This window comes from Acinetobacter sp. PFS20, from assembly GCF_052261015.1.
In the GTDB taxonomy this organism is placed as follows: Bacteria; Pseudomonadota; Gammaproteobacteria; order Pseudomonadales; family Moraxellaceae; genus Acinetobacter.
The window spans coordinates 312,892-338,135 of record NZ_JBPVZE010000001.1 but is presented as its reverse complement, the minus strand read 5'-3'; the positions used below and the strand labels follow the sequence as shown (position 1 = coordinate 338,135).

General features: G+C 38.7%; 21 protein-coding genes, 3 tRNA genes, 1 rRNA gene and 1 pseudogene. 15 read left to right on the top strand and 11 right to left on the bottom strand.

What is annotated here, in order from left to right; translation table 11 throughout:
• Positions 1 to 14: 14 nt before the first annotated feature.
• On the bottom strand, positions 15 to 2,276 hold the full coding sequence (locus tag ACS125_RS01585) for a hypothetical protein (RefSeq protein ID WP_443270193.1): 2,262 nt from the start codon (positions 2,274 to 2,276) through the stop codon (positions 15 to 17).
• Between the two features lie 580 nt (positions 2,277 to 2,856).
• Here ACS125_RS01585 and ACS125_RS01580 point away from each other — a divergent pair.
• A tRNA-Arg gene (locus ACS125_RS01580) sits at positions 2,857 to 2,933 on the top strand.
• Between the two features lie 113 nt (positions 2,934 to 3,046).
• On the opposite strand, the gene ACS125_RS01575 is transcribed toward ACS125_RS01580, so the two are convergent.
• On the bottom strand, positions 3,047 to 3,739 hold the full coding sequence (locus ACS125_RS01575; protein WP_443270191.1) for a nitroreductase family protein: 693 nt from the start codon (positions 3,737 to 3,739) through the stop codon (positions 3,047 to 3,049).
• Positions 3,740 to 3,962: 223 nt separating this feature from the next.
• Between ACS125_RS01575 and ACS125_RS01570 the strand changes: the two genes are divergently transcribed.
• Complete coding sequence (locus tag ACS125_RS01570; RefSeq protein WP_238612737.1) at positions 3,963 to 4,460, top strand: YcxB family protein; 498 nt, start codon at positions 3,963 to 3,965, stop codon at positions 4,458 to 4,460.
• Between the two features lie 39 nt (positions 4,461 to 4,499).
• A complete protein-coding gene (locus tag ACS125_RS01565; protein WP_443270188.1) occupies positions 4,500 to 5,141 on the top strand; it encodes a fumarylacetoacetate hydrolase family protein in 642 nt (213 codons plus the stop codon).
• 107 nt (positions 5,142 to 5,248) lie between these two features.
• On the opposite strand, the gene ACS125_RS01560 is transcribed toward ACS125_RS01565, so the two are convergent.
• A complete protein-coding gene (locus ACS125_RS01560) occupies positions 5,249 to 6,496 on the bottom strand; it encodes a YihY family inner membrane protein (protein WP_004789583.1) in 1,248 nt (415 codons plus the stop codon).
• A 361-nt stretch (positions 6,497 to 6,857) separates the two neighbouring features.
• Between ACS125_RS01560 and wrbA the strand changes: the two genes are divergently transcribed.
• Entirely contained in the window at positions 6,858 to 7,466 is a 609-nt protein-coding gene (gene wrbA / locus ACS125_RS01555; RefSeq protein ID WP_174728806.1) for an NAD(P)H:quinone oxidoreductase, read from the top strand.
• Positions 7,467 to 7,513: 47 nt separating this feature from the next.
• Here the strand turns inward: wrbA and ACS125_RS01550 are convergent, their stop codons facing one another.
• From ACS125_RS01550 to ACS125_RS01540, 3 genes are all read right to left on the bottom strand, one after another.
• On the bottom strand, positions 7,514 to 8,089 hold the full coding sequence (locus tag ACS125_RS01550; RefSeq protein WP_004789579.1) for a xanthine phosphoribosyltransferase: 576 nt from the start codon (positions 8,087 to 8,089) through the stop codon (positions 7,514 to 7,516).
• A 71-nt stretch (positions 8,090 to 8,160) separates the two neighbouring features.
• Positions 8,161 to 8,874, bottom strand: coding sequence for a DUF3108 domain-containing protein (locus ACS125_RS01545; protein ID WP_174728803.1), 714 nt, complete (start codon positions 8,872 to 8,874; stop codon positions 8,161 to 8,163).
• Between the two features lie 158 nt (positions 8,875 to 9,032).
• Positions 9,033 to 9,704, bottom strand: a complete 672-nt coding sequence (locus ACS125_RS01540; RefSeq protein ID WP_174728801.1) for a hypothetical protein — start codon at positions 9,702 to 9,704, stop codon at positions 9,033 to 9,035.
• A gap of 232 nt (positions 9,705 to 9,936) precedes the next feature.
• Here ACS125_RS01540 and ACS125_RS01535 point away from each other — a divergent pair, with 232 nt between their 5' ends.
• Positions 9,937 to 10,821, top strand: coding sequence for an energy transducer TonB (locus tag ACS125_RS01535; protein ID WP_174728799.1), 885 nt, complete (start codon positions 9,937 to 9,939; stop codon positions 10,819 to 10,821).
• A 101-nt stretch (positions 10,822 to 10,922) separates the two neighbouring features.
• Here the strand turns inward: ACS125_RS01535 and ybeY are convergent, their stop codons facing one another.
• The 3 genes from ybeY to miaB are packed head-to-tail and all read right to left on the bottom strand — an operon-like array spanning position 10,923 to position 13,992.
• The gene (ybeY, locus tag ACS125_RS01530) at positions 10,923 to 11,405 is read right to left on the bottom strand and encodes an rRNA maturation RNase YbeY (RefSeq protein ID WP_443270183.1); all 483 of its coding nucleotides are present in this window, start codon (positions 11,403 to 11,405) and stop codon (positions 10,923 to 10,925) included.
• 9 nt (positions 11,406 to 11,414) lie between these two features.
• Positions 11,415 to 12,503, bottom strand: coding sequence for a PhoH family protein (locus ACS125_RS01525; protein WP_004789570.1), 1,089 nt, complete (start codon positions 12,501 to 12,503; stop codon positions 11,415 to 11,417).
• A gap of 37 nt (positions 12,504 to 12,540) precedes the next feature.
• Entirely contained in the window at positions 12,541 to 13,992 is a 1,452-nt protein-coding gene (gene miaB / locus ACS125_RS01520) for a tRNA (N6-isopentenyl adenosine(37)-C2)-methylthiotransferase MiaB (protein WP_443270180.1), read from the bottom strand.
• A gap of 287 nt (positions 13,993 to 14,279) precedes the next feature.
• On the opposite strand from miaB, the gene ACS125_RS01515 reads away from it, so the two are divergent.
• The 4 genes from ACS125_RS01515 (at position 14,280) to ACS125_RS01500 (ending at position 18,562) form a co-directional block, all read left to right on the top strand.
• The gene (locus ACS125_RS01515; RefSeq protein WP_443270178.1) at positions 14,280 to 16,223 is read left to right on the top strand and encodes a transglycosylase SLT domain-containing protein; all 1,944 of its coding nucleotides are present in this window, start codon (positions 14,280 to 14,282) and stop codon (positions 16,221 to 16,223) included.
• Positions 16,224 to 16,279: 56 nt separating this feature from the next.
• Positions 16,280 to 16,942 (top strand): ribonuclease T2 family protein, encoded by a 663-nt coding sequence (locus tag ACS125_RS01510; protein ID WP_004789563.1) that lies wholly within the window; start codon positions 16,280 to 16,282, stop codon positions 16,940 to 16,942.
• A 211-nt stretch (positions 16,943 to 17,153) separates the two neighbouring features.
• On the top strand, positions 17,154 to 18,140 hold the full coding sequence (locus ACS125_RS01505; RefSeq protein ID WP_003653591.1) for a malate dehydrogenase: 987 nt from the start codon (positions 17,154 to 17,156) through the stop codon (positions 18,138 to 18,140).
• 176 nt (positions 18,141 to 18,316) lie between these two features.
• On the top strand, positions 18,317 to 18,562 hold the full coding sequence (locus tag ACS125_RS01500) for a DUF2789 family protein (protein WP_002119522.1): 246 nt from the start codon (positions 18,317 to 18,319) through the stop codon (positions 18,560 to 18,562).
• 63 nt (positions 18,563 to 18,625) lie between these two features.
• Here ACS125_RS01500 and ACS125_RS01495 read toward each other — a convergent pair whose 3' ends face one another.
• Both ACS125_RS01495 and ACS125_RS01490 read right to left on the bottom strand, forming a co-directional pair.
• The gene (locus ACS125_RS01495) at positions 18,626 to 19,153 is read right to left on the bottom strand and encodes a hypothetical protein (RefSeq protein ID WP_004789562.1); all 528 of its coding nucleotides are present in this window, start codon (positions 19,151 to 19,153) and stop codon (positions 18,626 to 18,628) included.
• Positions 19,154 to 19,220: 67 nt separating this feature from the next.
• A complete protein-coding gene (locus ACS125_RS01490; protein WP_004789561.1) occupies positions 19,221 to 19,826 on the bottom strand; it encodes a 2OG-Fe(II) oxygenase in 606 nt (201 codons plus the stop codon).
• A gap of 117 nt (positions 19,827 to 19,943) precedes the next feature.
• Between ACS125_RS01490 and ACS125_RS01485 the strand changes: the two genes are divergently transcribed.
• From ACS125_RS01485 to ACS125_RS01460, 6 genes and pseudogenes are all read left to right on the top strand, one after another.
• Complete coding sequence (locus ACS125_RS01485) at positions 19,944 to 20,801, top strand: 23S rRNA (adenine(2030)-N(6))-methyltransferase RlmJ (protein WP_004789560.1); 858 nt, start codon at positions 19,944 to 19,946, stop codon at positions 20,799 to 20,801.
• A 41-nt stretch (positions 20,802 to 20,842) separates the two neighbouring features.
• On the top strand, positions 20,843 to 21,676 hold the full coding sequence (pssA, locus tag ACS125_RS01480) for a CDP-diacylglycerol--serine O-phosphatidyltransferase (RefSeq protein ID WP_004789558.1): 834 nt from the start codon (positions 20,843 to 20,845) through the stop codon (positions 21,674 to 21,676).
• A 17-nt stretch (positions 21,677 to 21,693) separates the two neighbouring features.
• A pseudogene (locus ACS125_RS01475) lies at positions 21,694 to 22,771 on the top strand (DUF6670 family protein).
• Between the two features lie 452 nt (positions 22,772 to 23,223).
• Positions 23,224 to 24,761: ribosomal RNA gene (locus ACS125_RS01470) — 16S ribosomal RNA — on the top strand.
• A 59-nt stretch (positions 24,762 to 24,820) separates the two neighbouring features.
• Positions 24,821 to 24,897, top strand: a tRNA-Ile gene (locus ACS125_RS01465).
• 55 nt (positions 24,898 to 24,952) lie between these two features.
• Positions 24,953 to 25,028: transfer RNA gene (locus ACS125_RS01460), tRNA-Ala, on the top strand.
• Positions 25,029 to 25,244: the final 216 nt, after the last annotated feature.

Sequence of the window (25,244 nt, the reverse complement as noted above, 5' to 3'; positions counted from 1 at the left end):
TTCTTTTAATGATATTAAACAGTATGGAAAGAATTATCTAAGAAGTTATCAGTAAGTAATGACTGAGGTACGATAGTATGCGTTGTATTTGTTACGCTAGTTACTGTAGACGTTACTCCACCGAGTAGGCTGCCACTTGTTAATCCACCAAGTAAATTAGAAATGACATCTAAGCCACCTTGACCAGTCACCCCACCAGTTAAGCTACCCACGATATCCGTTACGATACCAATAGGGTTTTCTGTACCACCAGTAACGCCACCAGTTAAACCGCCTAGAAGGTCAGTCACTACACCGAGTGGACTATCGCCGCTAACACTACCAGTTAAACCTCCAAGAAGATCAGTTACTACGCCAAGAGGGCTATCACCACCAGTAACTCCACCAATAGTGCCTGTTACACCGCCAAGGATTTCTGTTAATAGACCAGTTGCAGTTGAGCCATTAGTAATAAGTGTACCGATAATGCCAGTCGCTGATTCAGTTGCACCTTGAATATCACCACCGACTAAGTCAGATACAACTTCAAGAGCACCATTAACTGTGTCGCGAGAAGTTTCAAAAGTTAATGTGCCGAGGTCTGCAATTTCAGAAACAGGATGTTCTACTTGTGGAAGAATACCGATAATCGTATCCGCTACGGTATCAATACCAGTGTTGATAATTTCAGTTTTTAGGCTTTCAACGTCTTGAAGAATATCGATACCGCCTTGAACTACGTCGATCACTGGAGAGATTGGAGATGTGCCGCCACCAATACCACCTGTTACGCCGCCGATGATGTCGGTTACGACTTCAAGTGGGTTACCACCAACGCCGCCTGTTACACCGCCGATAATGTCAGTTACGACTTCAAGAGGGTTACCAGCAACGCCGCCTGTTACACCGCCGATAATGTCAGTTACGACTTCAAGAGGATTACCGCCAACACCGCCTGTGACGCCACCGATGATGTCAGTCACAACTTCAAGAGGATTACCGCCAACACCACCTGTTACGCCACCGATGATGTCAGTCACAACTTCAAGAGGGTTGCCGCTAACACCGCCTGTTAAGCCACCAACTACATTTGTAACACTTCCTGCAACACCAGTGATAATACCAGCAGCAGTTGTACCATTATTGATAAGTGTACCCAGAATACTAGTTGCTGATTCAGTTGCGCCTGAGATATCTCCACCGACTAAATCAGAAACAACTTCAAGAGCACCATTTACCGTGTCGCGAGAAGTTTCAAAAGTTAATGTGCCGAGGTCTGCAATTTCAGAAACAGGATGTTCAGTTTGTGGGAGAATACCAATGATTGTGTCGGCAACAGTGTCGATACCTGTATTAATAATTTCAGTTTTTAGGCTTTCAACGCCTTGAAGAATATCGATACCGCCTTGAACTACGTCGATTACTGGAGAAATTGGTGATGTGCCGCCACCGATACCACCCGTTACGCCACCGATGATGTCGGTTACGACTTCAAGAGGATTACCGCCAACACCACCTGTTACGCCACCGATGATGTCAGTCACAACTTCAAGAGGGTTGCCGCTAACACCGCCTGTTACGCCACCAACTACATCTGTAACACTTCCAACCACACCAGTGACAATACCTGTAGCAGTTGTACCATTATTGATAAGTGTTTCAACAATACCTGTTGCTGACGCAGTTGCGCCTGAGATATCTCCACCGACTAAATCAGAAACAACTTCAAGAGCACCATTTACCGTGTCGCGAGAAGTTTCAAAAGTTAATGTGCCAAGTTCTGCAATTTCAGAAACAGGATGTTCAGTTTGTGGGAGTACTCCAATGATTGTTCCAGCAACAGTTTCAATGCCAGTGTTGATAATTTCAGTTTTTAGGCTTTCGACACCCTGAAGAATATCAATACCACCTTGAACGACATCAATGACTGGGGAAATTGGTGAAGTTCCGCCAGTCACACCACCTATAACATCAGTGACTACTTCAAGAGGATTGCCACCACTTACGCCTCCAATCAAACCACCAGTTACACCACCTACAACATTGGTTACTGTTTCTAATGGGTTTGTAGAGTCGACAGTACCGGTTACAGTGCCAATCACATCAGAAACTAAGCCTGTTGTTGTGTGGGTAACAGTATTCGTTACTGTAGAAATAACATTTGAAAGTAAGCCTGATGTTGAAACGTGTGCATCAACAGAGGAGTCCGTGTTTACCGTGGTATTTACCGATACAACATTACCCAAGTCTTGAGTAACTTTTGAAATCGAAGATACGAGATTTTTTAGTAAAAACATGTTGGTCTATTTCCTATATAATTATGTATTTTTAAGTAAGTATTATTTATTGCGCTACATAATTAATGAGATGTATATCTCAATAATTGGAATTTAGTATTGGTTAGATATCAAAAGCTGTCAATGTGTATTTTTGGTCACATTTTTTAATATTAAATAATATTTAAAGAAAGAATAATTCATTTAATTTAGACGTAAAAATAATAATGGTTTTTATATAATATTTTTTTAATTAATTATATTTTTTCTTATATTTCCACTTATTTGAAGCAGTATATTAGATAAATTTTACTGAAGTCTATAATGTTAAGGCTTAGCTAGAAATATATTATTTCTATAATGTTGAGTGAAATGGTCGACTTTAGCTTTTAGATATATGGCGAAATACATCAAAAAGTCTATAAAACTTATTTGAAAAAAAATATTTCAAATACATCTTAGGTAAGAAAGTCTTCAATAATTTTAGCTACTATTTTATGTAAAAGAGGAGTGTGGCTAAGAACTAGACGGTTGATGACAGAAAGATGAAAAAAGGCTTCCTAAGCCTTAAAAAATGCGTATAATGCGCAACATCAAGTACGCGCTCATAGCTCAGCTGGATAGAGCACTTGGCTACGAACTAAGGGGTCGGGAGTTCGAATCTCTCTGAGCGCACCAACTTGAAGAATTAACCGCTATATATAGCGGTTTTTTTGTGCCTATTTTTTGTCATTTCTATTAAAAGCTAGTGCCCGTGGCAACCAGCTTTGAACAAAATTAAAAGTAGAAAATTAGCCAAATGTTTTAAAGCGGCTTTCATCTTCAATAAAAGCTTTTTCTCCGGCTTCGCCTTCGATTGAACCAAATACTAATTGAGCTCTTAATTTCCAATGAGCGGGAAAATTAAAAGTGGCATTAATTTTCTCATCAATGATTGGATTATAGTGTTGCAAAGAAGCACCAATGCCTTGTTCAGCCAGTATGTTCCATACCGCAAATTGTGCAATTGCTGTTGAGTGCTCAGACCAGATTGGAAAATTATCTGCATATGTTTCAAATTGCTCTTGTAGACCTTTAATCACATGCTGGTCTTCAAAAAATAAAACTGTACCTACACCCGCCGAAAAACTTTGAATTTTCTGTTCAGTTCCTGTTAGGGCTTCTGCTGGAATAAGCGTTTTTAATACATCTAAAACAATATTCCAAAAATTTTGGTGGGATTGATCAAATAAAATCACAACGCGAGAAGACTGGGAGTTAAATGCAGATGGGCTATGTTTTACAGCCTCTTGAATTAATTTTTCAATTTCAGTTGGAGACTGTTTTAAGTTCTTTCCTATTGAATAAATTGAACGACGTTTTTTAATTAATTCTAAAAAGCTTGATTCATTTGAGAGGTTCTTCTCTTGAGTGGTTTGCGTAACCACATCTTTGGAGACTGTTACTTTTTGATTTAAGCCAAATAATTTTGCAAAAAAAGACATGAGACATTCCACTAAAAAGGTGACGCTGTTATTGTAGAAACTTTAAAAAGTGAAATAAGCTCAAAAAATATGAATCTACGTTCCATATATGCAACGAAAAATATTTTGCAACCAAACCATAACAGCTCCTTTTAAACAAAACAAAAAATAGCCTTTGATTCATTTTAAAGCTGAAATGAATATGCTCTAATAGTTTCGATTTATTGAGTATTGATGCATTGCAATGACTGAGCAAAAAACAGCTTTATCTTTACGTTACTATTTGAATTTAGAAGAATCACAAGATGGATTTTCGTTAGTAACATTTGGGAAAAAACAATTTACCCGTTTTCTAACACCTGCGATTAGTATTGCAATTATTATCTGGGGACTTTATTTAGGTTTCTCTGGCGTTGGCCGATATTATGTTGGATTAGGTTTGTTTTTTCTAGTAATGCAAGGGTTGATGCGTTATTGGCTTTTACCGATGTTATTTAAACGTCAATTTGTTCGTTACCAGTTTGGAAAGAGTGAGCAGGGAATCGACCTTTATCAAGATTATTTTGAGCTTTATTCCAGTGAACGTAAGCAAGTAGTGCAATATGCGGATGTGCAAACCTTTGCTAAAGGTAAGCTGACGTACATGATTGAGTTAAAAAACAAAACTGTAATTATTGTTCCAAAACGAGCATTTGCACAGGCTTCAGATCAAACGATATTTGAAAACACATTTAAGAAATAAATTATTGGAATTATTAGCCGCAACAACAAAGGAAGCCTCATGAATACTCGTCCTTCAAAAATCGTTTGCGTAGGCAGAAGCTATGCTGATCATGTCAAAGAATTAAATAATGCTATGCCTGACAAGCCTATATTATTTATTAAACCACCTAGTAGTTTGATTGGTTTAAATGACGGTATTTCCTGGAATCCAGCTTGGGGTAGTTGTCATTTTGAGTGTGAATTAGTTTTACGCATTGATCAACCTTTAAAAGGTGAAATAGATCCTGCAAAAGCATTAAAAGCAATTGGTGCGGTAACATTAGGTCTGGATTTAACAATGCGTGATTTACAGAATGATCTAAAAAGTAAAGGTCATCCATGGGAACGTGCAAAAGCTTTTGACGGTGCTTGTGTATTAGCTGATTGGGTAGATGTGAGCGAAATTACAGATTGGCAAGAAACTAAATTCACTTTCCATATTAATGATGAATTACGTCAAGATGGTAATACGGCATTATTAATGTTTACTATTGGTGATCTATTAGCTGATATTAATCAGGTCTTTTCACTAGAACCAGGTGATGTAATTATGACAGGTTCACCTGCTGGTGTTGGGCCATTACACTCGGGTGATCAGTTAAAAATGACATTGAAAGGTGCAACGCAAGATTTTGTATGGAAAACTTTTGTGAAAGCATAAGCTATTCCTAAATTTTCCAATAAAAAACCCTATTATTTTTTCAATAGTAGGGTTTTTTATTATCTAGAAGTGGGAGATATTTATATTAATAAATAGTTTTATTTTTTCTATTTCTCTTCAAAAATTGTTGAAAGAGGAATTGAAAGTTTTGCAGCTAAATAATCATTAGACTCGATTAAGGCAGGACCAATTTTTTCCATCCATTCATCGTCATCATGTACATTTTGAACATCTTGGCGTAAAGGTAATGGGTATGGAAGAGCGGTAAAGAAAGTCCAAAAGTCGACTTGAGACAAATTACGTGCAAGAACATATTCATCTTTATCTGTGCGTTTAACTAAATTTTGCTCTTCAAGTAAAAGGACATATGAAGGCCAGCGCCCAATCTCTCCACGGCCTAAAATTTCTAAAGCCTCTTTGTCACTTACACTTTCACCAACTTTTTGCTTTTTATAAAATAGTTCTAAAATATCGAGTAACATTAGTACAGGATGTCTTTTTTGCTCTTTGCCTGAATGGAAAGCGGTAAGTGCAAAACTCACTTCGACCCCAAGTAAAACAATATTCCAAGACAAGAAAACCCATAATAGAAAAATAGGTACTGCTGCAAATGCTCCGTATATAATTTCATAACTGGTAAAGTTTGACATCAAAAAGCCAAATAAGTTCTTGAGTATTTCAAACAATACAGCACTCAAACATGCGGCAATTGCTGCTGAAAATAGCGGAACTGTGCGGTTGGGAATAGTCCAATATAAAATAAAGAACCCCAAAACAGTAAGAAGAAAAGAAATGAGCCAAAGTAGAAAGGCACCATCAAGTTGATAACCTGTAAAGTTATTACTTAATAAATTCATCGATGCAACAGTTGATGAAATAACAAAGGCACTACCTAAGATAATGGGACCAAGCGAAATAATGGTCCAGTAGCGCATAAAACCTACAATACCACTGCGGGTTTCTTTTACTCGCCAAATACGATTAAAGGCAGTTTCAATTGTTGTCAGCATTAGAACTGTTGTGACAAATAAAAACAGCACACCAATTACAGTTAAATTACTGGATTTTTCGGTAAAAGCATTTAGAGCTTTATCAAATGCGATAGTGCTCTTAGGTAAAAAGTTACTATAGATTAAATGTTGAAGCTGTTGTCTTGCAGGTTCTAACGCTTTAATTGAAGAAATAATTACTAAAAAAACCGTTAGCATCGGTACAACTGCGAATAGTGTTGTATAGGTAAGAGAGCCTGCTTGTTCACGGCACCGATCAGCTTCAAAACGCTTAAATACATATAAAACGAACTGAAACCAGGTTTTATTATAAAAAGGAAGTTTCTTTAAAAAACGTTGTAACATACGTCGTCTATCCCGATTTTTTTAGTCATCATGTTGGGCGATTAATAGCTTATCAAAGTATGAGCTGAAGAACTCAAATCGTAGATTAAAGCAAAATAATAACTTATAGAATTAAAGTCGTTCTGTAAGTTTACTATGCGCTATAGAAAAAATTGTAGCCATAATCTTTTTCAGAAAAGTTGGCTTTCTGTTGTGTGATCATAAGATTCATCAAAAGTTGGTGAACCTTTTACTCAAGGAATTTGAGAAATTTGCTCGTGTTGCCTTTAACGCTAAACAATCAATCACCTCTAGAATTTCATAAAATTGGCTTCGCCAAAAAAATAAAAAATACCGTATAGTGTTCTTTTTAACAAAATTCATGAAACCGATGCAACCTTACGTTCTTGTACTTTATTACAGTAAATATGGTTCTACTAAAGAAATGGCTCATTTAATTGCCAATGGCGTTGAATCTACGGGCATGGCAGTGAAAATTCGTACAGTACCGAATATAGCTCCAGTAGTCGTCGAAGCCGAACCAAGTATTCCGGCAGAAGGTGACATTTATTGTACTTTAGATGATTTAGCAAATTGTGCTGGTTTGGCCTTAGGTTCTCCAACTCGCTTTGGCAATATGGCGAGTGAAATGAAGTATTTTTGGGATCAAACGACGAGTCTCTGGCTAAATGGGGCATTACACAGTAAACCTGCTTGTGTTTTTACCACTTCTGGATCAATGCACGGTGGGCAGGAGAGTACTTTACTTACGATGCTACCGCCGTTATTTCATCACGGGATGATGATTTTGGGATTACCAAATGCAATTCCAGCTTTATCCAATACTAAAACAGGTGGAACACCATATGGGGCAAGTCATGTAAGCGGACCCCGCCATGACCAGAGTTTAAGTCAGGATGAAAAGATTTTGTGTGAAGCTCAGGGCAAACGTTTGGGCGAGGTTGTTAAAAAGCTTTTAGTTTCGCTTTAAACAGTTAAAAAAAAGAGCGGATATCCGCTCTTTTTCTTTTGCACAATTTATTCTTTTACAAAGGTAACTTTGCCATCTGTAAGAGAAAGAACACGTGCTAATGACTCAACTCGGTAGCCTTTTTCAAGCAATAAATCACGGCCCGGTTGGAATGATTTTTCAATCACAATACCAACCCCCACAACTTCTGCATTTGCTTGGTGAATTAAATCAATTAGTCCTAATGCTGCTTGGCCATTCGCCAAGAAGTCATCAATAACTAATGCTTTATCAGTTGAATGAAGGTGTTTGTTTGAAATCGCAATTGTGCTTTCAGTTTGTTTAGTAAAACTAAATACTTTAGAGCGATATAAGTCATCTTTTAGTGTCAATGACTGATATTTACGAGCGAAAATTACAGGTACACCAAGTTCCAAACCTGCCATGATTGCAGGTGCAATACCTGATGCTTCAATGGTAATAATCTTGGTAATCCCTGCATCTTTAAAGCGAGCGGCAAATTCTTTACCAATCTGCTGCATTAATACAGGATCAATTTGGTGGTTTAAGAAAGCGTCGACTTTCAAGACTTGATCAGATAGAACGATACCTTCTGTTAAGATTTTCTGTTCTAGTGCGTGCACGGGAGAATCCTCTAGACGGATGCTTTTAAAGCAAATGCGTATTTTAAAAAGCATCCGAAAAAATGCAAGCTTTAATTCGTTTTACCTGTATAACTTGTTAATAACAGGCCATAAGAAGTTTTACCATCAACATGGCTAACTTTAACTGGTAAGTAGTCCAATTTAGGTGCTAACCAGAAAATAGTATTACGGTCTGGTTTACCATGTTCTAAAACAACTTTTACGGTATCGAATGTGCCATAAGAAGTTTTAATTCTCTCATTGCCTTGTTTTACAAAACGACGGTTTTCAACTTCTTTTGCATCGGCAAGAGGGTATGAGGTTTTAAGTGAACCATTTTTTAAATCTTCACGCACTTGTAATTCTGCATTTAACTCATCAAGTACACCAGCCTGCCAAGCAAATGAACGAGCTTTATCATCTTTCTTGGTAGAAATAGTTTTGCTGTTTGGATTAAAGTTAATATTCATGGTGTTGTTATGAATCAAAATTTTGCTGGTACGGCTAAAACTTTGAGATCCAATTTTACCATTAGCAAAACTAAATTTACTTGTTTCACTTGCTGAAGCAATTCCACCTGCTTTTGCTGTGAAATTATAAGTCCAATTATTACCTTGCTGGCTTAAGGTACGTGTAGCTGAACCCATACCCTTATTATTATAAGTGAACTGATAATTTGCCTGAAATGGGCTCATGGCAAGTGCATGACTTGAGAAACCTGCAAAAAGCAAAGTTGTTGAAATACCTGTTGCGATGCCAAACGATTTCAGAAATTTTGTTGCCATAAGTAAATATCCTTGTACAGACTGAAAAGTCAGTGCTGATGCATCTATAACTTAAACATATTATGCCTGTTGATCATGGAGAAAAAATCAGGATTTATGCTAAATGTGTAATCTATTTGTGTTTTTTGGCAGTTAATTCATTTTTATTCATCACAGCGCTATACATCTTTTTGTTGGATTGGTGTGATTTCAGAATCTTCTAATTCATCTTCAAAATCATCGTCCTGATCACGGTAAAGTAATGCTGCTAAATTCACATTTCCAAATACGACTAACTCAGCCTCACGAACTCGTGCGTAATTTACATGCACTTTACTTAATGTCTCGATAATACTGGCTTTTTTACCAAACCAGCGATTGAGATCAAGGAATATGAGTTCATCACGTTCTTCTGCTACATTAAAACGTTCCAGAATCATTCCTAAAGGATCTTTTTTCAAAATTTTATGGTAGTAAAAAACAGCGGCTTTTACGGCAATCTTCTGCCAAAAGTTTTTATATTTCGCTTCAATAATTTGTGTATTACTAATTTGTTCAAAAACCAAAAGCTGTTGTTCTTGATTAAATTCCATCTGAATCAGTTTTAAATCAACAGATAGCGTCGTCTCTAGGCCTTTTACATGCAGGGTTGCATATAACCTTAACCAGTCATGATAAAGATCCGCGTGGAGGTCATCTAGAAATTCAACATTATTGGTAACATAACGTTGTAAAGTCGCATTCAGAAAGGTTTGTGATAACGTAAAATCTCTTTCTTCTTCAATGAATGCTTCTGCTTTTTGGTAGACCTTTTTAAGGCGTCTGACTAATGATGAAAATAGCGTTTGCATAAAAGAACTTCCAGAAGATAATTTACTTAAGAACCAACACAATCTTTATTATGATAAAAAACGAGTTTTGATATTGCAGTGTAACAAATTTAATTGATACATTTTGACAAAATGAAAATGGATAAAACTCTATATTTGAAGTGAATCACACTTTTATCCATATTTGAATATCAGTTTATATTTTATTCGGTATTAAACCGTGGGGATAAGGCATTTATATGCTTTTAAGATTATGTTGAACAAAAGAAGTCTATCCATAGAGCCTTTTTACCATTGGTGGCAAGACCGAGTCTTTATTGCTGCAACAATATTGGCAATCTTACTGCATGTTTTTGTATTGCTCATCCACTTTGCCATGCCTAGCCCGTCAGAGCAATCTACTAAAGAAATTGCAATTTCAATTCGATCAAGCAATGAGCCAGTTCAGCAGGCAGATTTTTTAGCACAAGCGGACCAGCAGGGTTCGGGCACATTTCGTGAAGCCCATCGTACCTCTAGTGATACTCCAAATCCGATGCCTAATGATGCTTCAACAGGAAATGCAGAGTTAGAAAGTTTGCAAAAGGTTCAGCAGCAAAGAGAGCTTAAATTTGAAGAAAAAGTCTTAATGACTGTTTTGAGTTGGCAAAAACAAGCGGATGCGAGTCAAAGGAAAAAAGAACTAGAACAATTACAAAGTCAATTTCAGGCAAAAGCTGCGATGGTTGCGAGTCTTGAAGCACAATATTTACAACGTAGACAAGATTTCAGTCGGCAACAAAAAATCAAAACTGTAGATGGAATTCAAGCGAAGAAAGATGCTTCGGCTGTTTATTTAGATAAGTTCCGTGAAAAAGTAGAGTTGTATGGTAATCGCTATTATCCAGAAGAAGCCAAACAACAACAGCTAAGAGGCGAAGTCCGTTTAATGGTGATTTTGAATGCTCAAGGAGGAATTCGTGCAATTCGATTACTTGAAAGCTCAGGACACTCAATATTAGATGAAGCAGCTAAGTCTTCAGTACGTCGTGGTGCACCATTTGGGCATTTCGATGCCAATATGAAAGATATTTCTGAATTACGTATTGTACGTACGTGGCGTTTCGATCCGGCTCAAGCAGAATTTGAAGTACATTAATAAAAAATGTGGATAAGTCTTAGCTTATCCACATTGATTATAATCAATTAGAACAAATCCCATCTGAAGACAGATTATGTTTTTCTTCTAATCAATAATGATTAAATCTGTTCTTGGTAAGGATTTTCGATGTTCAGCTTTGCTAGAATTTCGACTTCAATCCCTTCCATTTCCTCTGCATCTTCATCACTGGTTTCATGATCATAACCAAGCAAATGTAAAACACCATGTACTAAGAGATGTGCAAAATGGTTTTGGGCAGTTTTTTTCTGTTCTAATGCTTCTTGTAATACCACTGGAATACAAATAACTAAATCACCTAGAGGTAAGGCATCAAGCATTGGTAAAACTTCTTCAGGAATATCACTTGGAAATGATAAAACATTAGTTGGTTTATCTTTTTCTCGATATTGCAGATTAAGTTGTTGGCTTTCTGCTAAATCGACACAAGCAACGCCAATTTCACAATCTTCTTTATAGCCAACGTGGCGTAAAGTTGTCTCAATAATTTTTTTGAGTTGAGCTCGTTTGAGCTCTAACTCAAGTGATTGAAAGTCTTGTTGTAAACTTAAACTGATTTTCAAAATAAATCCTTAAGCATCCTGATGTTGCAAGTCTGCTGCTGTATCGTTTTCAGCAACTAATGCCTCTTGACGTGCTTTGCGTTCAGCACGTGCTTCAGCATTAAGACGCTGTTGTTCACCATCCCATCCTTCATACGCTTCAACGATTTTTTGAACCAGTTGGTGACGTACAACGTCACGGGAATGGAAACGGGTAATATGAATTTCTGTAATATTTTCGAGTACGCGAAGTGCGTGTGCCAAACCAGATTGTTGACCTCGAGGTAAATCTACTTGAGTAATGTCACCTGTAATCACTGCACGAGAGCCAAAACCTAAACGGGTCAAGAACATTTTCATTTGTTCTGGTGTTGTGTTTTGAGCTTCATCCAAAATGACAAATGAATGGTTAAGTGTGCGCCCACGCATATATGCAAGAGGTGCAACCTCAATGACTTGGCGCTCGATTAACTTAGCAACTTTTTCAAAGCCAAGCATTTCGTAAAGTGCATCGTAAAGAGGACGTAAATAGGGGTCAATTTTCTGGGTTAAATCACCGGGTAAGAAACCCAGCTTTTCTCCAGCTTCTACAGCAGGACGTACAAGTAAAATCCGTTGGATTTCGTTACGTTCTAGCATGTCTACGGCGGCAGCAACTGCTAAATAGGTTTTACCTGTACCAGCAGGGCCTACACCAAAAGAAATATCACTTTGTAAAATACGTTGTACATAACGTTTTTGATTGGCACCACGTGGATTAATGCGGCCTTTTCGGGTCTGGAAATAGACATCAAGCGGCGCATCGTGTTCATCCATTTCATCTCCAACCAACTCGAAATTGCGTTCAGTTTGTGACGATTGAATGAGGAGGTGTAATAGATCAGCACTGATTTGCTGGGATACCTCAGACTCTTCGTAGAGTCGTTGCAATAATGCCTCGGCTCTCCCAACAGCATCTATTTCACCATCTATGTGAAAAACATCTCCACGATGAGTAATTTTGACATCTAAACGCTGCTCAATTTGCTTCAGGTGCCCATTATAGGCACCTAGAATGCTCTTTAAACGTTCCATTGAAATTTCAGGAAATGTTACGGTACGTCGAATCGCTGCAGTCAAGAGAAAACCTTTCAGTAGACTTTAGAATACCTCTACATTACGCCACGTCAGGTTCAAGATTCAAGAGCTCACCGTAAACAAAATTTAAAGTTTTAATTTCAGTAATCTCGATCTCTGCAAAACGACCAACCCAAGTTGCATCACCAACGAAAGTAACTAGACGTGTATTGTCAGCAGTACCAATTAAAATATTAGGGTCTTGATCAGATACTTTTTCAATAAGTACACGTTCAATTTTACCTAACATAGCATCTGTTTTTTCAATACTAGACTGCTTAATCACTTTCTGAACTTGAGCTAAACGCTCTTTTTTAACTTGCTCAGGTGTGGTGTCTGGCAAGTCCGATGCTGGTGTACCAGGGCGTTTAGAATAAACAAAGCTATAAGAGTGATCGAAGTCTAAATCTTTGATAAATTGCAATGTTTCTGCAAAATTTTCATCAGTTTCACCAGGGAAGCCAATAATAAAATCACTTGATAAATGCATATCTGGACGAATTTTGCGTAGCTTGGCAATTTTATCGATATAAACATCAATCGTGTGATTTCGCTTCATTGCCTGTAAAACGTCATTCGAACCACTTTGAACAGGTAAGTGTAAATGTGACACCATTTGAGGTAAATCTTCATAACACTGAATTAGCTCATCAGAGAACTCTAGTGGGTGCGATGTTGTATAACGTAAGCGTCCAATACCCGGAATTTCTGCAACGAGTCGTAACAATTCAGGGAAGGTACAGATGCCACCTTCGAAGGTTTCACCGCGGTAACCATTTACATTTTGACCAAGAAGTGAAATTTCACGGACACCTTTTTCAGCAAGGCCAGCAATTTCTGCAAGTACATCGTCTAAAGGTCGAGAAACTTCTTCACCACGTGTATATGGAACTACACAGAAAGAACAGTATTTAGAACAGCCTTCCATAATAGAAACAAATGCTTTAAAGCCTTCTACGCGTGGTTCTGGTAAAAAGTCGAACTTTTCAATATCTGGGAAAGAAATATCAATGAGTTTGATTTTGTCTTTTTTAGGTTTTTCTACTTGAGCATTATGTTGATCAAGCATTTGTGGTAAACGGTGTAATGTTTGAGGGCCAAAAATCATGTCGACATAAGGCGCACGTTTTTGAATATTGTCACCTTCTTGAGAAGCAACACACCCACCGACACCAATCACAAGATCTGGATTTTTGTCTTTTAGTTTGCGCCAGCGCCCTAATTCACTAAATACTTTTTCTTGTGCTTTTTCGCGAATAGAACACGTATTCATGAGCAGGATGTCTGCTTCATTAGGGTTGCTCGTTAAAATGTAACCGTGAGAGTCCCCTAAAAGGTCTGCCATACGGTGACTGTCATACTCATTCATCTGACACCCTTGAGTTTCAATATAAAGTTTTTTTATTGAAACATCAGTGGTGTGCGTTGGCTGGGTAACAGTGTTTTCTGAGGCAGCTTTGGCACCATTGGGAATGAAGGTTTGAACCGTCATGCAGGCTCCTAACAGATCGATCTAAAAAAGAATAAATTTGCCCAAAATGGGTCAAACCATTCATTATAGCAGCATTTGGACTGAACCGATAACAGTAAACCTTTAGAACGTGACACCATTTTTTTGAAGTAAATTATGTGAATTTTAATGATGTTGAATCATAGAGTTACATAACACAACAAAAGAAAGCACGAAGACTAATTAAACTATGCTTTGAAGGTGAATAGTCAGGGTTTAACACATTTATGAGACCAAGTAGAAAGAGCTCATCAATCCATAGTCGTCTAATGAAAAATAAATATATGCATCGTAGCTGGTTAGGAGCTATGTGTTTACTTGGTTGTTCATTTACCTATGCTGCCGAAGAGCAGTTCAATGATGCGTTAAATGCTGCAAATAGTGGCAATACCGCTTTATTAGACCAATATCAGCTTGCTATGCAAAATGATGTATTGGGGTACTATCCAGAATATTGGAAACTTAATACCAATCTTGGCTTTCAACCTTCAGCTTCGATTATAAGTTTTGCTCAACGTTATCCTCAATCAGCAATGGCTGAGAAATTAGCAGCCGATTATGTTGAAGAAAAAGTTAAACAAGCTGACTTCGCATCTGCACAACCTTTACTATCTTATGTCACCAACCCAGATCAGGCCGAAAATTGTGCATTGGCACAGGTGAGAGCCAAAACCGGTGATGCATTAGTTTTTGCTGAATATAAAGATGTATGGTTAGCCACCGAATCGCAACCTGAATCTTGTGTGGGTCTAGGACGCTTGATGTTATCTAGCCCATTAATGAGTCAGCAAGATAAGCAACAGCGTCTTTGGGTGCAATTACGTTCTGGTTTAACGGGGCAGGCACTTGCTACGGCGCAGACTTTAGGTATGAATTTGTCTTTGGCTCAGCTTAATCAAATTCAGGCTAACCCACTCAATTATTTGTGGAGTGCGCCTAAAACAAATGATACAGACTATGCTTATTTGATTTTTGCATTAGGTCGTTTGGCTAATAATGACTTACCTAACGCTTTTTCGAACGTACAACGTGTTGCTCAAGGTACACCAGAGAATATACAAAAGTATTTATATAGAACGGTGGCTTATATTGGTGGGACCACGGTCATGAAAAATAATTTCAATCGTGAAGTTCTTCAATATTTTGATGCAAGTTACGGTTATCCTCTAAGCCCTGAGGAAGCTGAAATTTATGCGCGTCAGGCAATTCGATTTGGTGCGTGGGAAAGTTTAATTCGTGCCATTGATGCTATGAGCGTGACACAAAAACAAGAAGATCGCTGGCAATATTGGCTTGCTCGTGCAACAGAGCAGCGCAATGATAGTAATTCAAAAAATACTGCGCAACGTATTTATAAGAAGTTAGCTGAAAGTGGCGATGACTATCACAACCTTTTAGCTAAAGATCGTTTGGGCGAACGTTATAATCACCAGCCTTATGATGATCAGCCAACAGCAAGTGATTTAAGACGTTTAGATCAGAATGTTCACTTTAATCGTGCTTTTACTTTAAGACGTATTAATGCAAATCCAACTTATACCAATCGAGAATGGAACTGGGCAGTTCGACAAGCTTATCTTCAACATGATGATGGTGTGTTGTTAGCTGCTGCAAAGCGTGCTCATGATATGGGATGGTATGACCGTGCGATTTACGCAGCAGATCGTACAACAAATAAACATAATGATACGTATCGCTATGTGACACCCCATAAGACTAATGTCGTAAGTCATAGTTACAATGCAGGAATTGATCCAGCGTGGGCTTATGGTTTAATGCGACAAGAAAGCCGATTTGTTACTTCCGCACGTTCTCACGTTGGAGCGGGTGGACTTATGCAAATTATGCCTGATACGGCAAAGTTGATTGCACGTCAAATGGGCGAAACCTATAATCCAGCGGCATTAAATGAAATGAATACCAATATTCGTTATGGTACATTTTATTTGTCGATGATTCAGGGACAATTAAGCAATAATCCAGTTTTGGCAACGGCAGGTTATAATGCTGGACCTAATCGGGCAAGACGTTGGCAACCGGACTTTCAATCAATTTCGGCTGACCAATATACAGAGACAATTCCATTGTTAGAAACCAGAGACTATGTCAAGCATGTTATGACGAATGCAACACATTATGGTGTGATATTGGGGCAAGGAGCTCAATCATTATCACAACGTATGAAAGTCATTCCAATGCGTACATCGCCTTAAGTTTAGGTGGTTGATGATGGATCTTCTTTTAATTGGCATATTCAAGTTTTAATTAAATGAAATATAGATATTTGGAACTTCGTTCAATTTTGCAACTTGCATGGTGGCTTATCTGTGCAGGGGTAGGATTGATGAGTTCCGTTTTGCATGCCGAACCTGTTAATTTACAGGGATATGTTATGCACGTACAAATGACACCTGCCGCATGTGCGTTAGATCCCTCTAAACAAAAACAACGTAAATGTCTTGAAGGATATTCACTGACAATTACGGGCCTTATGCCTGAAACAAATCAGACCGATTGTTCAACAGAAAGTTCGGCCGCTCTTTCCCCATTGCAAGCCAAAGTCGTAGCTCGGGTCATGCCTGACAATAATGCGCGTGTACAGCTTTGGAAAAGTGTAGGGGGATGCGTTCCTATGAATGCAAGTCAATATTTCCGGACGGTCATTAACTTTGCTGAACGTTTAAAAATTCCAGCTAGCCTTACCAGTTCGACAAATGTTGAAATTCAACAGTCGGCCTTAAAACAGCAATTTACTCGTCTTAATCCGAGCTTGCCTCAAAATGGTATTCGTTTGACTTGTCAGTTATCACGTTCAGATGTTGTTTTAACGGAAGTGAAGGTATGTTACACGGTAAAAGGCCAATATAAACAATGTGCAAATCATGTGGTATCGAATTGCCCAGGTGAAATCACGATTAAAGGTAGTTATTAAAGGTAACTATCATTTCGTAAAAAAATGCTGACCATACATTGAATCTATTTGTAAAGATTAATTTGTATTTTCTATCAGACTTTTGGTGAAAATGAGTCGCTTTTACATGCATCTGCCACATCTTTAGAGTACAATCTTTGCCGTTTATGATGATTTGGTTAGATGGAATTCCTATTTAGCCCGATTAAGGACACTCATTGGAGACAATTACATGAAGCAACCCGTTCGTGTTGCCGTGACTGGCGCTGCAGGTCAAATTGGTTACAGCTTATTATTCCGTATCGCAAGCGGTGAAATGTTAGGTAAAGATCAACCTGTTATTTTACAATTGCTTGAAGTTCCAGTTGAAAAAGCTCAACAAGCGCTTAAAGGCGTAATGATGGAACTTGATGACTGTGCTTTCCCTTTATTGGCTGGCATGATCGGGACTGATGATCCGAAAGTTGCATTTAAAGATGCTGACTACGCTTTATTGGTAGGTTCTCGTCCACGTGGTCCTGGTATGGAACGTGCTGACTTGTTAAAAGTTAACGGTGAAATTTTCATCGGTCAAGGTCAAGCATTAAACGAAGTTGCTAGTCGTGACGTTAAAGTATTAGTTGTAGGTAACCCTGCAAATACTAACGCTTACATCGCTATGAACTCTGCTCCAGACCTTCCAGCGAAAAACTTTACTGCTATGTTGCGTCTTGACCACAACCGTGCGTTGACTCAAGTTGCTCAAAAAGCTGGTGTTGCTGTTGCTGATATCGAACACTTAACAGTTTGGGGCAACCACTCTCCGACAATGTATGCTGACTACCGTTTTGCAACTGCAAATGGCGAAAGCTTAAAAGACAAAATCAACGATGCGGCATGGAACAAAGATGTGTTCCTTCCAACTGTTGGTAAACGTGGTGCTGCGATTATCGAAGCACGTGGTTTGTCTTCTGCTGCTTCTGCTGCTAACGCTGCAATTGACCATATGCGCGACTGGGCACTTGGCACAAACGGCAAATGGGTAACTATGGGTATTCCATCTGACGGTTCTTATGGTATTCCAGAAGGCGTTATGTTTGGTTTCCCTGTAACAACTGAAAACGGTGAATACAAAATCGTTCAAGGTTTAGAAATTGATGAATTCAGCCGTGAACGTATTAACTTTACGTTAAATGAGCTTGAAGAAGAACGTGCAGCAATTGCTGACATGTTGAAATAATTTATCTTTTTGATAAGTTAAAAAAAGCACTCTTTTTAGAGTGCTTTTTTATATTTAATCATTTGAAACAAAACACAAAAAACAACAAGAAAATATAAACATTATCATGCATATAAAAAGGTTTTATTGTTAGATTAGTTAATAGATGATTTAAAACAAGTTATAGGAGAATAACAATGTTTGAGCAGCAACCTACTTTAGAGCTTTTATTTGATCAGCTGGGTTTAGATTCAGATGAAGCAAGCATCGAAAACTTTATCAAAACACATCAATTGCCTGCTGAACAGAAATTGCATGAAGCCTCTTTTTGGTCAAAAGGTCAAAGTGATTTTTTAAAGAGTCATTGGGAAAAAGATGATGAATGGATTGTGGTAATTGATGAACTTAATGAACAACTACATGAAGATAGTGTGAAAAAATAAACGAATAAAACAAAGGCCTGTTTTATATTCAATATATAAAACAGGCCTAATTACATTAACTGTTTAATGTGTCTTTATTTTTAATTGATCCTTGTACCATGGCTCATGACGCACAAGGTCAAATACAGGTTGGCCATGAAGCAATTCAAGATCACACGTGCTTGTTGATAGATATTTAGTTAACCAATGGCGTGTCAATGCCGACTCTTGTCGAGCGGCTGACGCATAAGCCAAGAAGAAATAAATATCAGCATGTTCATGATGTGCTAATGGCTTCAAAATTTGTTGAGTAATCAACGCAAAACGTTTTTCTTTATTTAGTTCAAAATAAAGCATATACGCTTTGGCCAAGTGTAGAGACAAATTAAGATATAAGCTCAAAGGCATTTCTTCATATTCCATACGAGCTTGTTCAAGCAAAACAATCGCTTCTTGTAAAAAATGAAGTTGTTCTTGGCGAACACGACTTAATACGACGAGTTGCATGCGTAACTCGGCACGCTCCAAAGCAAGTTCAGGCGTATTTTCAGTCAAATAAAGTTGGTCTGTTTCACCAATTCGGTTCACAATTGTTTTACTTTCAATAGACATACGCCATTACCTTCTTTAATGAATAGCTTTTATATCGGGTTCGTTTACCAAATTTAAAGAGTAACCATTAAACCCAAATCGAATTTCCGCTACGAAGCCAAGCTGTGATAGAGAGTCTTTGTTGTTTTGAAGTTAATACTTCATGTAATAAATTGCTTTGAAATATTACAAGTCGATTTGGCTCTGGATTAACGATATGCCACTTCTCATTTTTATCTTGCAGTCGCAGTTGACCACCCCAATCTTCTTGCCATTCTGGATGTAAATAATAAACGGTTGAGATAATACGATCATTTTTTTGCTGAGGATTGTCTCGGTGTAAAGCATAAAACTCACCCAAACCATAACGGGCGAAATGAGCTTCCACTTCTTTAATTCCTAAATAGAATGCTTGATTTAGATTTTGTGAAAAAGAAGTTAAGGTTTCAATATGTTGCTGAGCAATAGGAAGTTGATCATTAATCCAGAGAATATGATCGCTACGGATATTACTCATCACGCCGTTTTGAATGCCAGCTTCTCTAAACTCATCAATATGATGGCTACACTCGTTAGCGACTTGAGCGCGATATTGATCCGAATAGGCTTGATTAATAATCGCAAAGCCATGCGTATTTAAATCATCTAGAATTTGATCCAGATCCCATGAGTCCGGAAGCGGGTGAGAGAGCATATAACCTCGAGTAGATCGTAAAAATATCAAGCCGCTCTATTTTAGATGATCACAACCTTACGAAAGAATATTTTTTTCATGTTAAACTATTTGTTGAATTGAGGAATTAAAGTCAACATGAATTACCGTCACCATTTCCATGCGGGCAACTTTGCAGATGTTATGAAGCATGTGCTTTTGCTACAGCTTCTCAACCGTTTAAATGCTAAAGATAAACCTTATCGTTATATCGATACGCATGGAGGTGCAGGAAAATATGATTTATCTCTGGCGCCTGCACAAAAGTCTGGAGAGTTTCTTACAGGCATTCACCGTCTAGTTCAAATATCTGAAATGGAAAAGCGTCAGGCACCTGAAGCAATCCAGCAATATTTGAAGTTGGTAGAACAGCTACGCTCTGAAGAAGGCAAAGGTAGTTATCCAGGTTCACCATGGTTTGCTTTGCAAGGCATGCGTGAAATTGATAAGGCAACAATTTTTGAAATGCAACGCGATGTCTTTCAACAATTGCGACACAATATTTATGATAAACGTGCAGGTTTACATGAACGTGATGCCTATGAAGGTTTGCTTGGCGTAATTCCGCCAAAAGAAAAACGTGGCTTGGTCATGATTGATCCGCCTTATGAATTAGAGCGTAAAGATTTTCCGCAATTAGTTGAACTGTTACAACAAGCTCATAAGAAATGGCCAACAGGCGTTTTTGCAGTTTGGTATCCAATTAAAGACCGAGCGATGATTGAACGTTTTGAAAAGAAAATGTTTAAAACAGGAATTCGCCGTCAGTTAGTCTGCGAAATTTGTGTATGGCCAGATGATACACCTGTAGGTTTGAATGGTTGTGGTCTATTAGTGATTAACCCACCTTGGCAGTTCTCTGAACAAGCTGACCAGGCTCTACAGTGGTTATTCCCGCATCTACGCATGCAAGAAACTGGTGGTCACGCTGCTGTTCGCTGGTTAGTAGGTGAGTAACAGTTAACTTAAATCAATGCACATGTTTGGAATAGAAAATAATGACAAATGCGCCTAAACCAGAGCAAGATTTAACTCATAATGAACATTCATTTGATGGGATTACATTCGAAGTGGTTGAAGAAGAGGATAATCCGGAAGGACAAAAAGTGAAGCGCCGAGGTATTTATCTTTGGCCTAACTTAATTACGACAGCCGCTTTGTTGTCTGGTTTCTATTCCATCATTGCAAGTATGAATGGGGATTTTACCCAAGCTATTTATGCCATTTTTATAGCAGCGCTTCTCGATGGTCTAGATGGTCGAGTTGCTCGCGCGATTGGTGCACAAAGTGCTTTTGGCGAGCAATATGATTCTCTTTCTGATTTATTAGCTTTTGGTGTGGCTCCGGCAATGCTGATGTATAGCTGGAGTTTGCATGATTTAGGCCGTATTGGGTTAGCATGTTGTTTTGTTTATACAGCATGTGCAGCTTTCCGTTTAGCACGTTTCAATGTACAAATTGGTGTTGTTGATAAGCGCTATTTTATTGGGATTGCAAGTCCACTCGCTGCCATTATCATTATTTCCCTTGTGTGGGTTGCTCGCGATTATCCTTTCATTTTTGATTTACGTGATATTGCGATTAAATCCATTAATGCTGTGATTATGGTTGTTGTGGGGTTACTCATGATTTCCAATATTAAATATTATTCTTTCAAACAGATGGACCGTAAGCGCGTTCCCTTTGTAGTTATGTTGCCAGTAGTACTGATTTTTGCAGCAATCACTTATAATATTCCAATGGGCATTTTGACTGTTTCAATTCTCTATGCTCTTTCTGGTTTTGTTACGACACTATTTGCACGCAAGAGTAACGAAACAATAAAAACATAAAATAGAAGAGGTTCAGTATGCCTAAGTTGATAAGTCAAATTAATCAATTACAGCAGCTGGGCCTGAATGCTAAAGAGGGGGTTGTATATCAGCCTTCTCGCGGCTTTTTTAAAATAGTTTATCAAGGCTTAATCCTTCCAAATTTACCTGCTCCACTGCGTTACTTTAATTACATTAGTCTAGTTGGGCAGCCACGAATTCCTCTTTGTTATAACGCTCACACCATTACAACTTCGGCAATTGATACTGCAACTGTGCTTGTAAGTAATAGCCAACATAGTGTGGGACATTTAAAAACTTATTCTATTCGGCGGCAGTGCCAGTTTGACTCAGAACAATACAAGTTTGATAAAACAGACTTGATTGAGTGGAAAATCCCAAAGATCCATCTTCAGAGATTAGACCTAGAAATGGGTTGTAATCTTACTATTCATATTTCAGAAAATATCTCTAATAATTCTGCATTGCAGTGGGGTGTTTCGGACTATTGGTCAACACTATGTTTATGTGAAGGTGAAGTTTTTTATAAAGGGCAAAAGTATCAAGTTGAAGGGTTGGGACGATTTAAACACGCAAGAGCCCTGCATTTACCGTTCTTATCTTTATGTTTTTACACATGCCAAATTATTAATTTAAATGAAACGACTCAGCTTGCATTTTCACAAATAAGAAATCAGTGGAATATCATATTGTGTTCAAGATTAGATATTCAAGAACTTGGGAAGCCTGTTGAGAGTTTTACTGAAGATGTAAACTTACATATCCATCGCGTTTATCCAAAAGTTAGAACACCGAACGGTAAAGAGATGTATTTACCCAGAGAATTTTCTTGGCAGTGTAAGAAAAATGGAAAAATTATTTTTGAACTTTATGCACAAAGCCGTGGCGACTACAAGTTTGGGTTAGCTGCTGGATATGTAGGAAGCTTTCAATACCAATTAAGTTGGAATGAACAATGTCTACAAGGTGAGGGTGGATATTGTGAATATATTGATTGTCGTCCACTTAGATGGCAGGAAAAGAATCAAGACGAGAAAATTTTAGATAAATTGATGCTTTTACAGCCATGTTTATATAAAAAATGATTGTTTTTAGTGTTTTTGATTAAAAAGCGAACTGTTGTTGCACTAATATTAAAAAAGGGGTTGCCAAAGGTTTTTAATGGTCTATAATGCACATCCATCGGCGGTGATGAAGATAAGAACTTGTTGAAAAACAGTTACTTGGAATTAGATTGGTTGCTTTAAGTGATGAATTTGATGAGAAGTTAGTTTTGAGACTAAGTTTTAAAAATATCGAAATTACCTGTTGACTTTTAAGAGATTAAGAGTAATATAGCCGACCTAGCTTGCTGGTGACGAACCAGGAAGAAGATCATTAAGAGAATTGAAGAACAACTTGTGTGGATTTTTACTGATTGATTAATCGAAATATTATCATTGATTGATTGGTTTAAATTACTCGAAGTTTATTTGAGCGAAATTTAAGTCAGAAAATTGATGAGCCAGAATTGGCACCTTGTCTTTAATAAGGTGCAAAATGATTTTTAACTGAAGAGTTTGATCATGGCTCAGATTGAACGCTGGCGGCAGGCTTAACACATGCAAGTCGAGCGGGGTGATGGTGCTTGCACTATCACTTAGCGGCGGACGGGTGAGTAATGCTTAGGAATCTGCCTATTAGTGGGGGACAACATTTCGAAAGGAATGCTAATACCGCATACGTCCTACGGGAGAAAGCAGGGGATCTTCGGACCTTGCGCTAATAGATGAGCCTAAGTCGGATTAGCTAGTTGGTGGGGTAAAGGCCTACCAAGGCGACGATCTGTAGCGGGTCTGAGAGGATGATCCGCCACACTGGGACTGAGACACGGCCCAGACTCCTACGGGAGGCAGCAGTGGGGAATATTGGACAATGGGCGGAAGCCTGATCCAGCCATGCCGCGTGTGTGAAGAAGGCCTTATGGTTGTAAAGCACTTTAAGCGAGGAGGAGGCTACTTTAGTTAATACCTAGAGATAGTGGACGTTACTCGCAGAATAAGCACCGGCTAACTCTGTGCCAGCAGCCGCGGTAATACAGAGGGTGCAAGCGTTAATCGGATTTACTGGGCGTAAAGCGCGCGTAGGCGGCTAATTAAGTCAAATGTGAAATCCCCGAGCTTAACTTGGGAATTGCATTCGATACTGGTTAGCTAGAGTGTGGGAGAGGATGGTAGAATTCCAGGTGTAGCGGTGAAATGCGTAGAGATCTGGAGGAATACCGATGGCGAAGGCAGCCATCTGGCCTAACACTGACGCTGAGGTGCGAAAGCATGGGGAGCAAACAGGATTAGATACCCTGGTAGTCCATGCCGTAAACGATGTCTACTAGCCGTTGGGGCCTTTGAGGCTTTAGTGGCGCAGCTAACGCGATAAGTAGACCGCCTGGGGAGTACGGTCGCAAGACTAAAACTCAAATGAATTGACGGGGGCCCGCACAAGCGGTGGAGCATGTGGTTTAATTCGATGCAACGCGAAGAACCTTACCTGGCCTTGACATAGTAAGAACTTTCCAGAGATGGATTGGTGCCTTCGGGAACTTACATACAGGTGCTGCATGGCTGTCGTCAGCTCGTGTCGTGAGATGTTGGGTTAAGTCCCGCAACGAGCGCAACCCTTTTCCTTATTTGCCAGCGAGTAATGTCGGGAACTTTAAGGATACTGCCAGTGACAAACTGGAGGAAGGCGGGGACGACGTCAAGTCATCATGGCCCTTACGGCCAGGGCTACACACGTGCTACAATGGTCGGTACAAAGGGTTGCTACCTAGCGATAGGATGCTAATCTCAAAAAGCCGATCGTAGTCCGGATTGGAGTCTGCAACTCGACTCCATGAAGTCGGAATCGCTAGTAATCGCGGATCAGAATGCCGCGGTGAATACGTTCCCGGGCCTTGTACACACCGCCCGTCACACCATGGGAGTTTGTTGCACCAGAAGTAGCTAGCCTAACTGCAAAGAGGGCGGTTACCACGGTGTGGCCGATGACTGGGGTGAAGTCGTAACAAGGTAGCCGTAGGGGAACCTGCGGCTGGATCACCTCCTTAACGAAAGATTGACGATTGGTAAGAATCCACAACAAGTTGTTCTTCATAGATGTATCTGAGGGTCTGTAGCTCAGTTGGTTAGAGCACACGCTTGATAAGCGTGGGGTCACAAGTTCAAGTCTTGTCAGACCCACCATGACTTTGACTGGTTGAAGTTATAGATAAAAGATACATGACTGATGATGTAAGCTGGGGACTTAGCTTAGTTGGTAGAGCGCCTGCTTTGCACGCAGGAGGTCAGGAGTTCGACTCTCCTAGTCTCCACCAGAACTTAAGAGAAGTTCGGATTACAGAAATTAGTAAATAGAGATTTAGATCTTGGTTTATTAACTTCTGTGATTTAAGTATCACGGTATTAAGCATGACCTGACGAAGGCATGTTTATTCATTAACAGATTGGCAAAATTGAGTCTGAAATAAATTGTTCACTCAATAACAAAGAGAGAGGAAGTAATTCTGATCTTAGAGTTAATTGAGAACTAG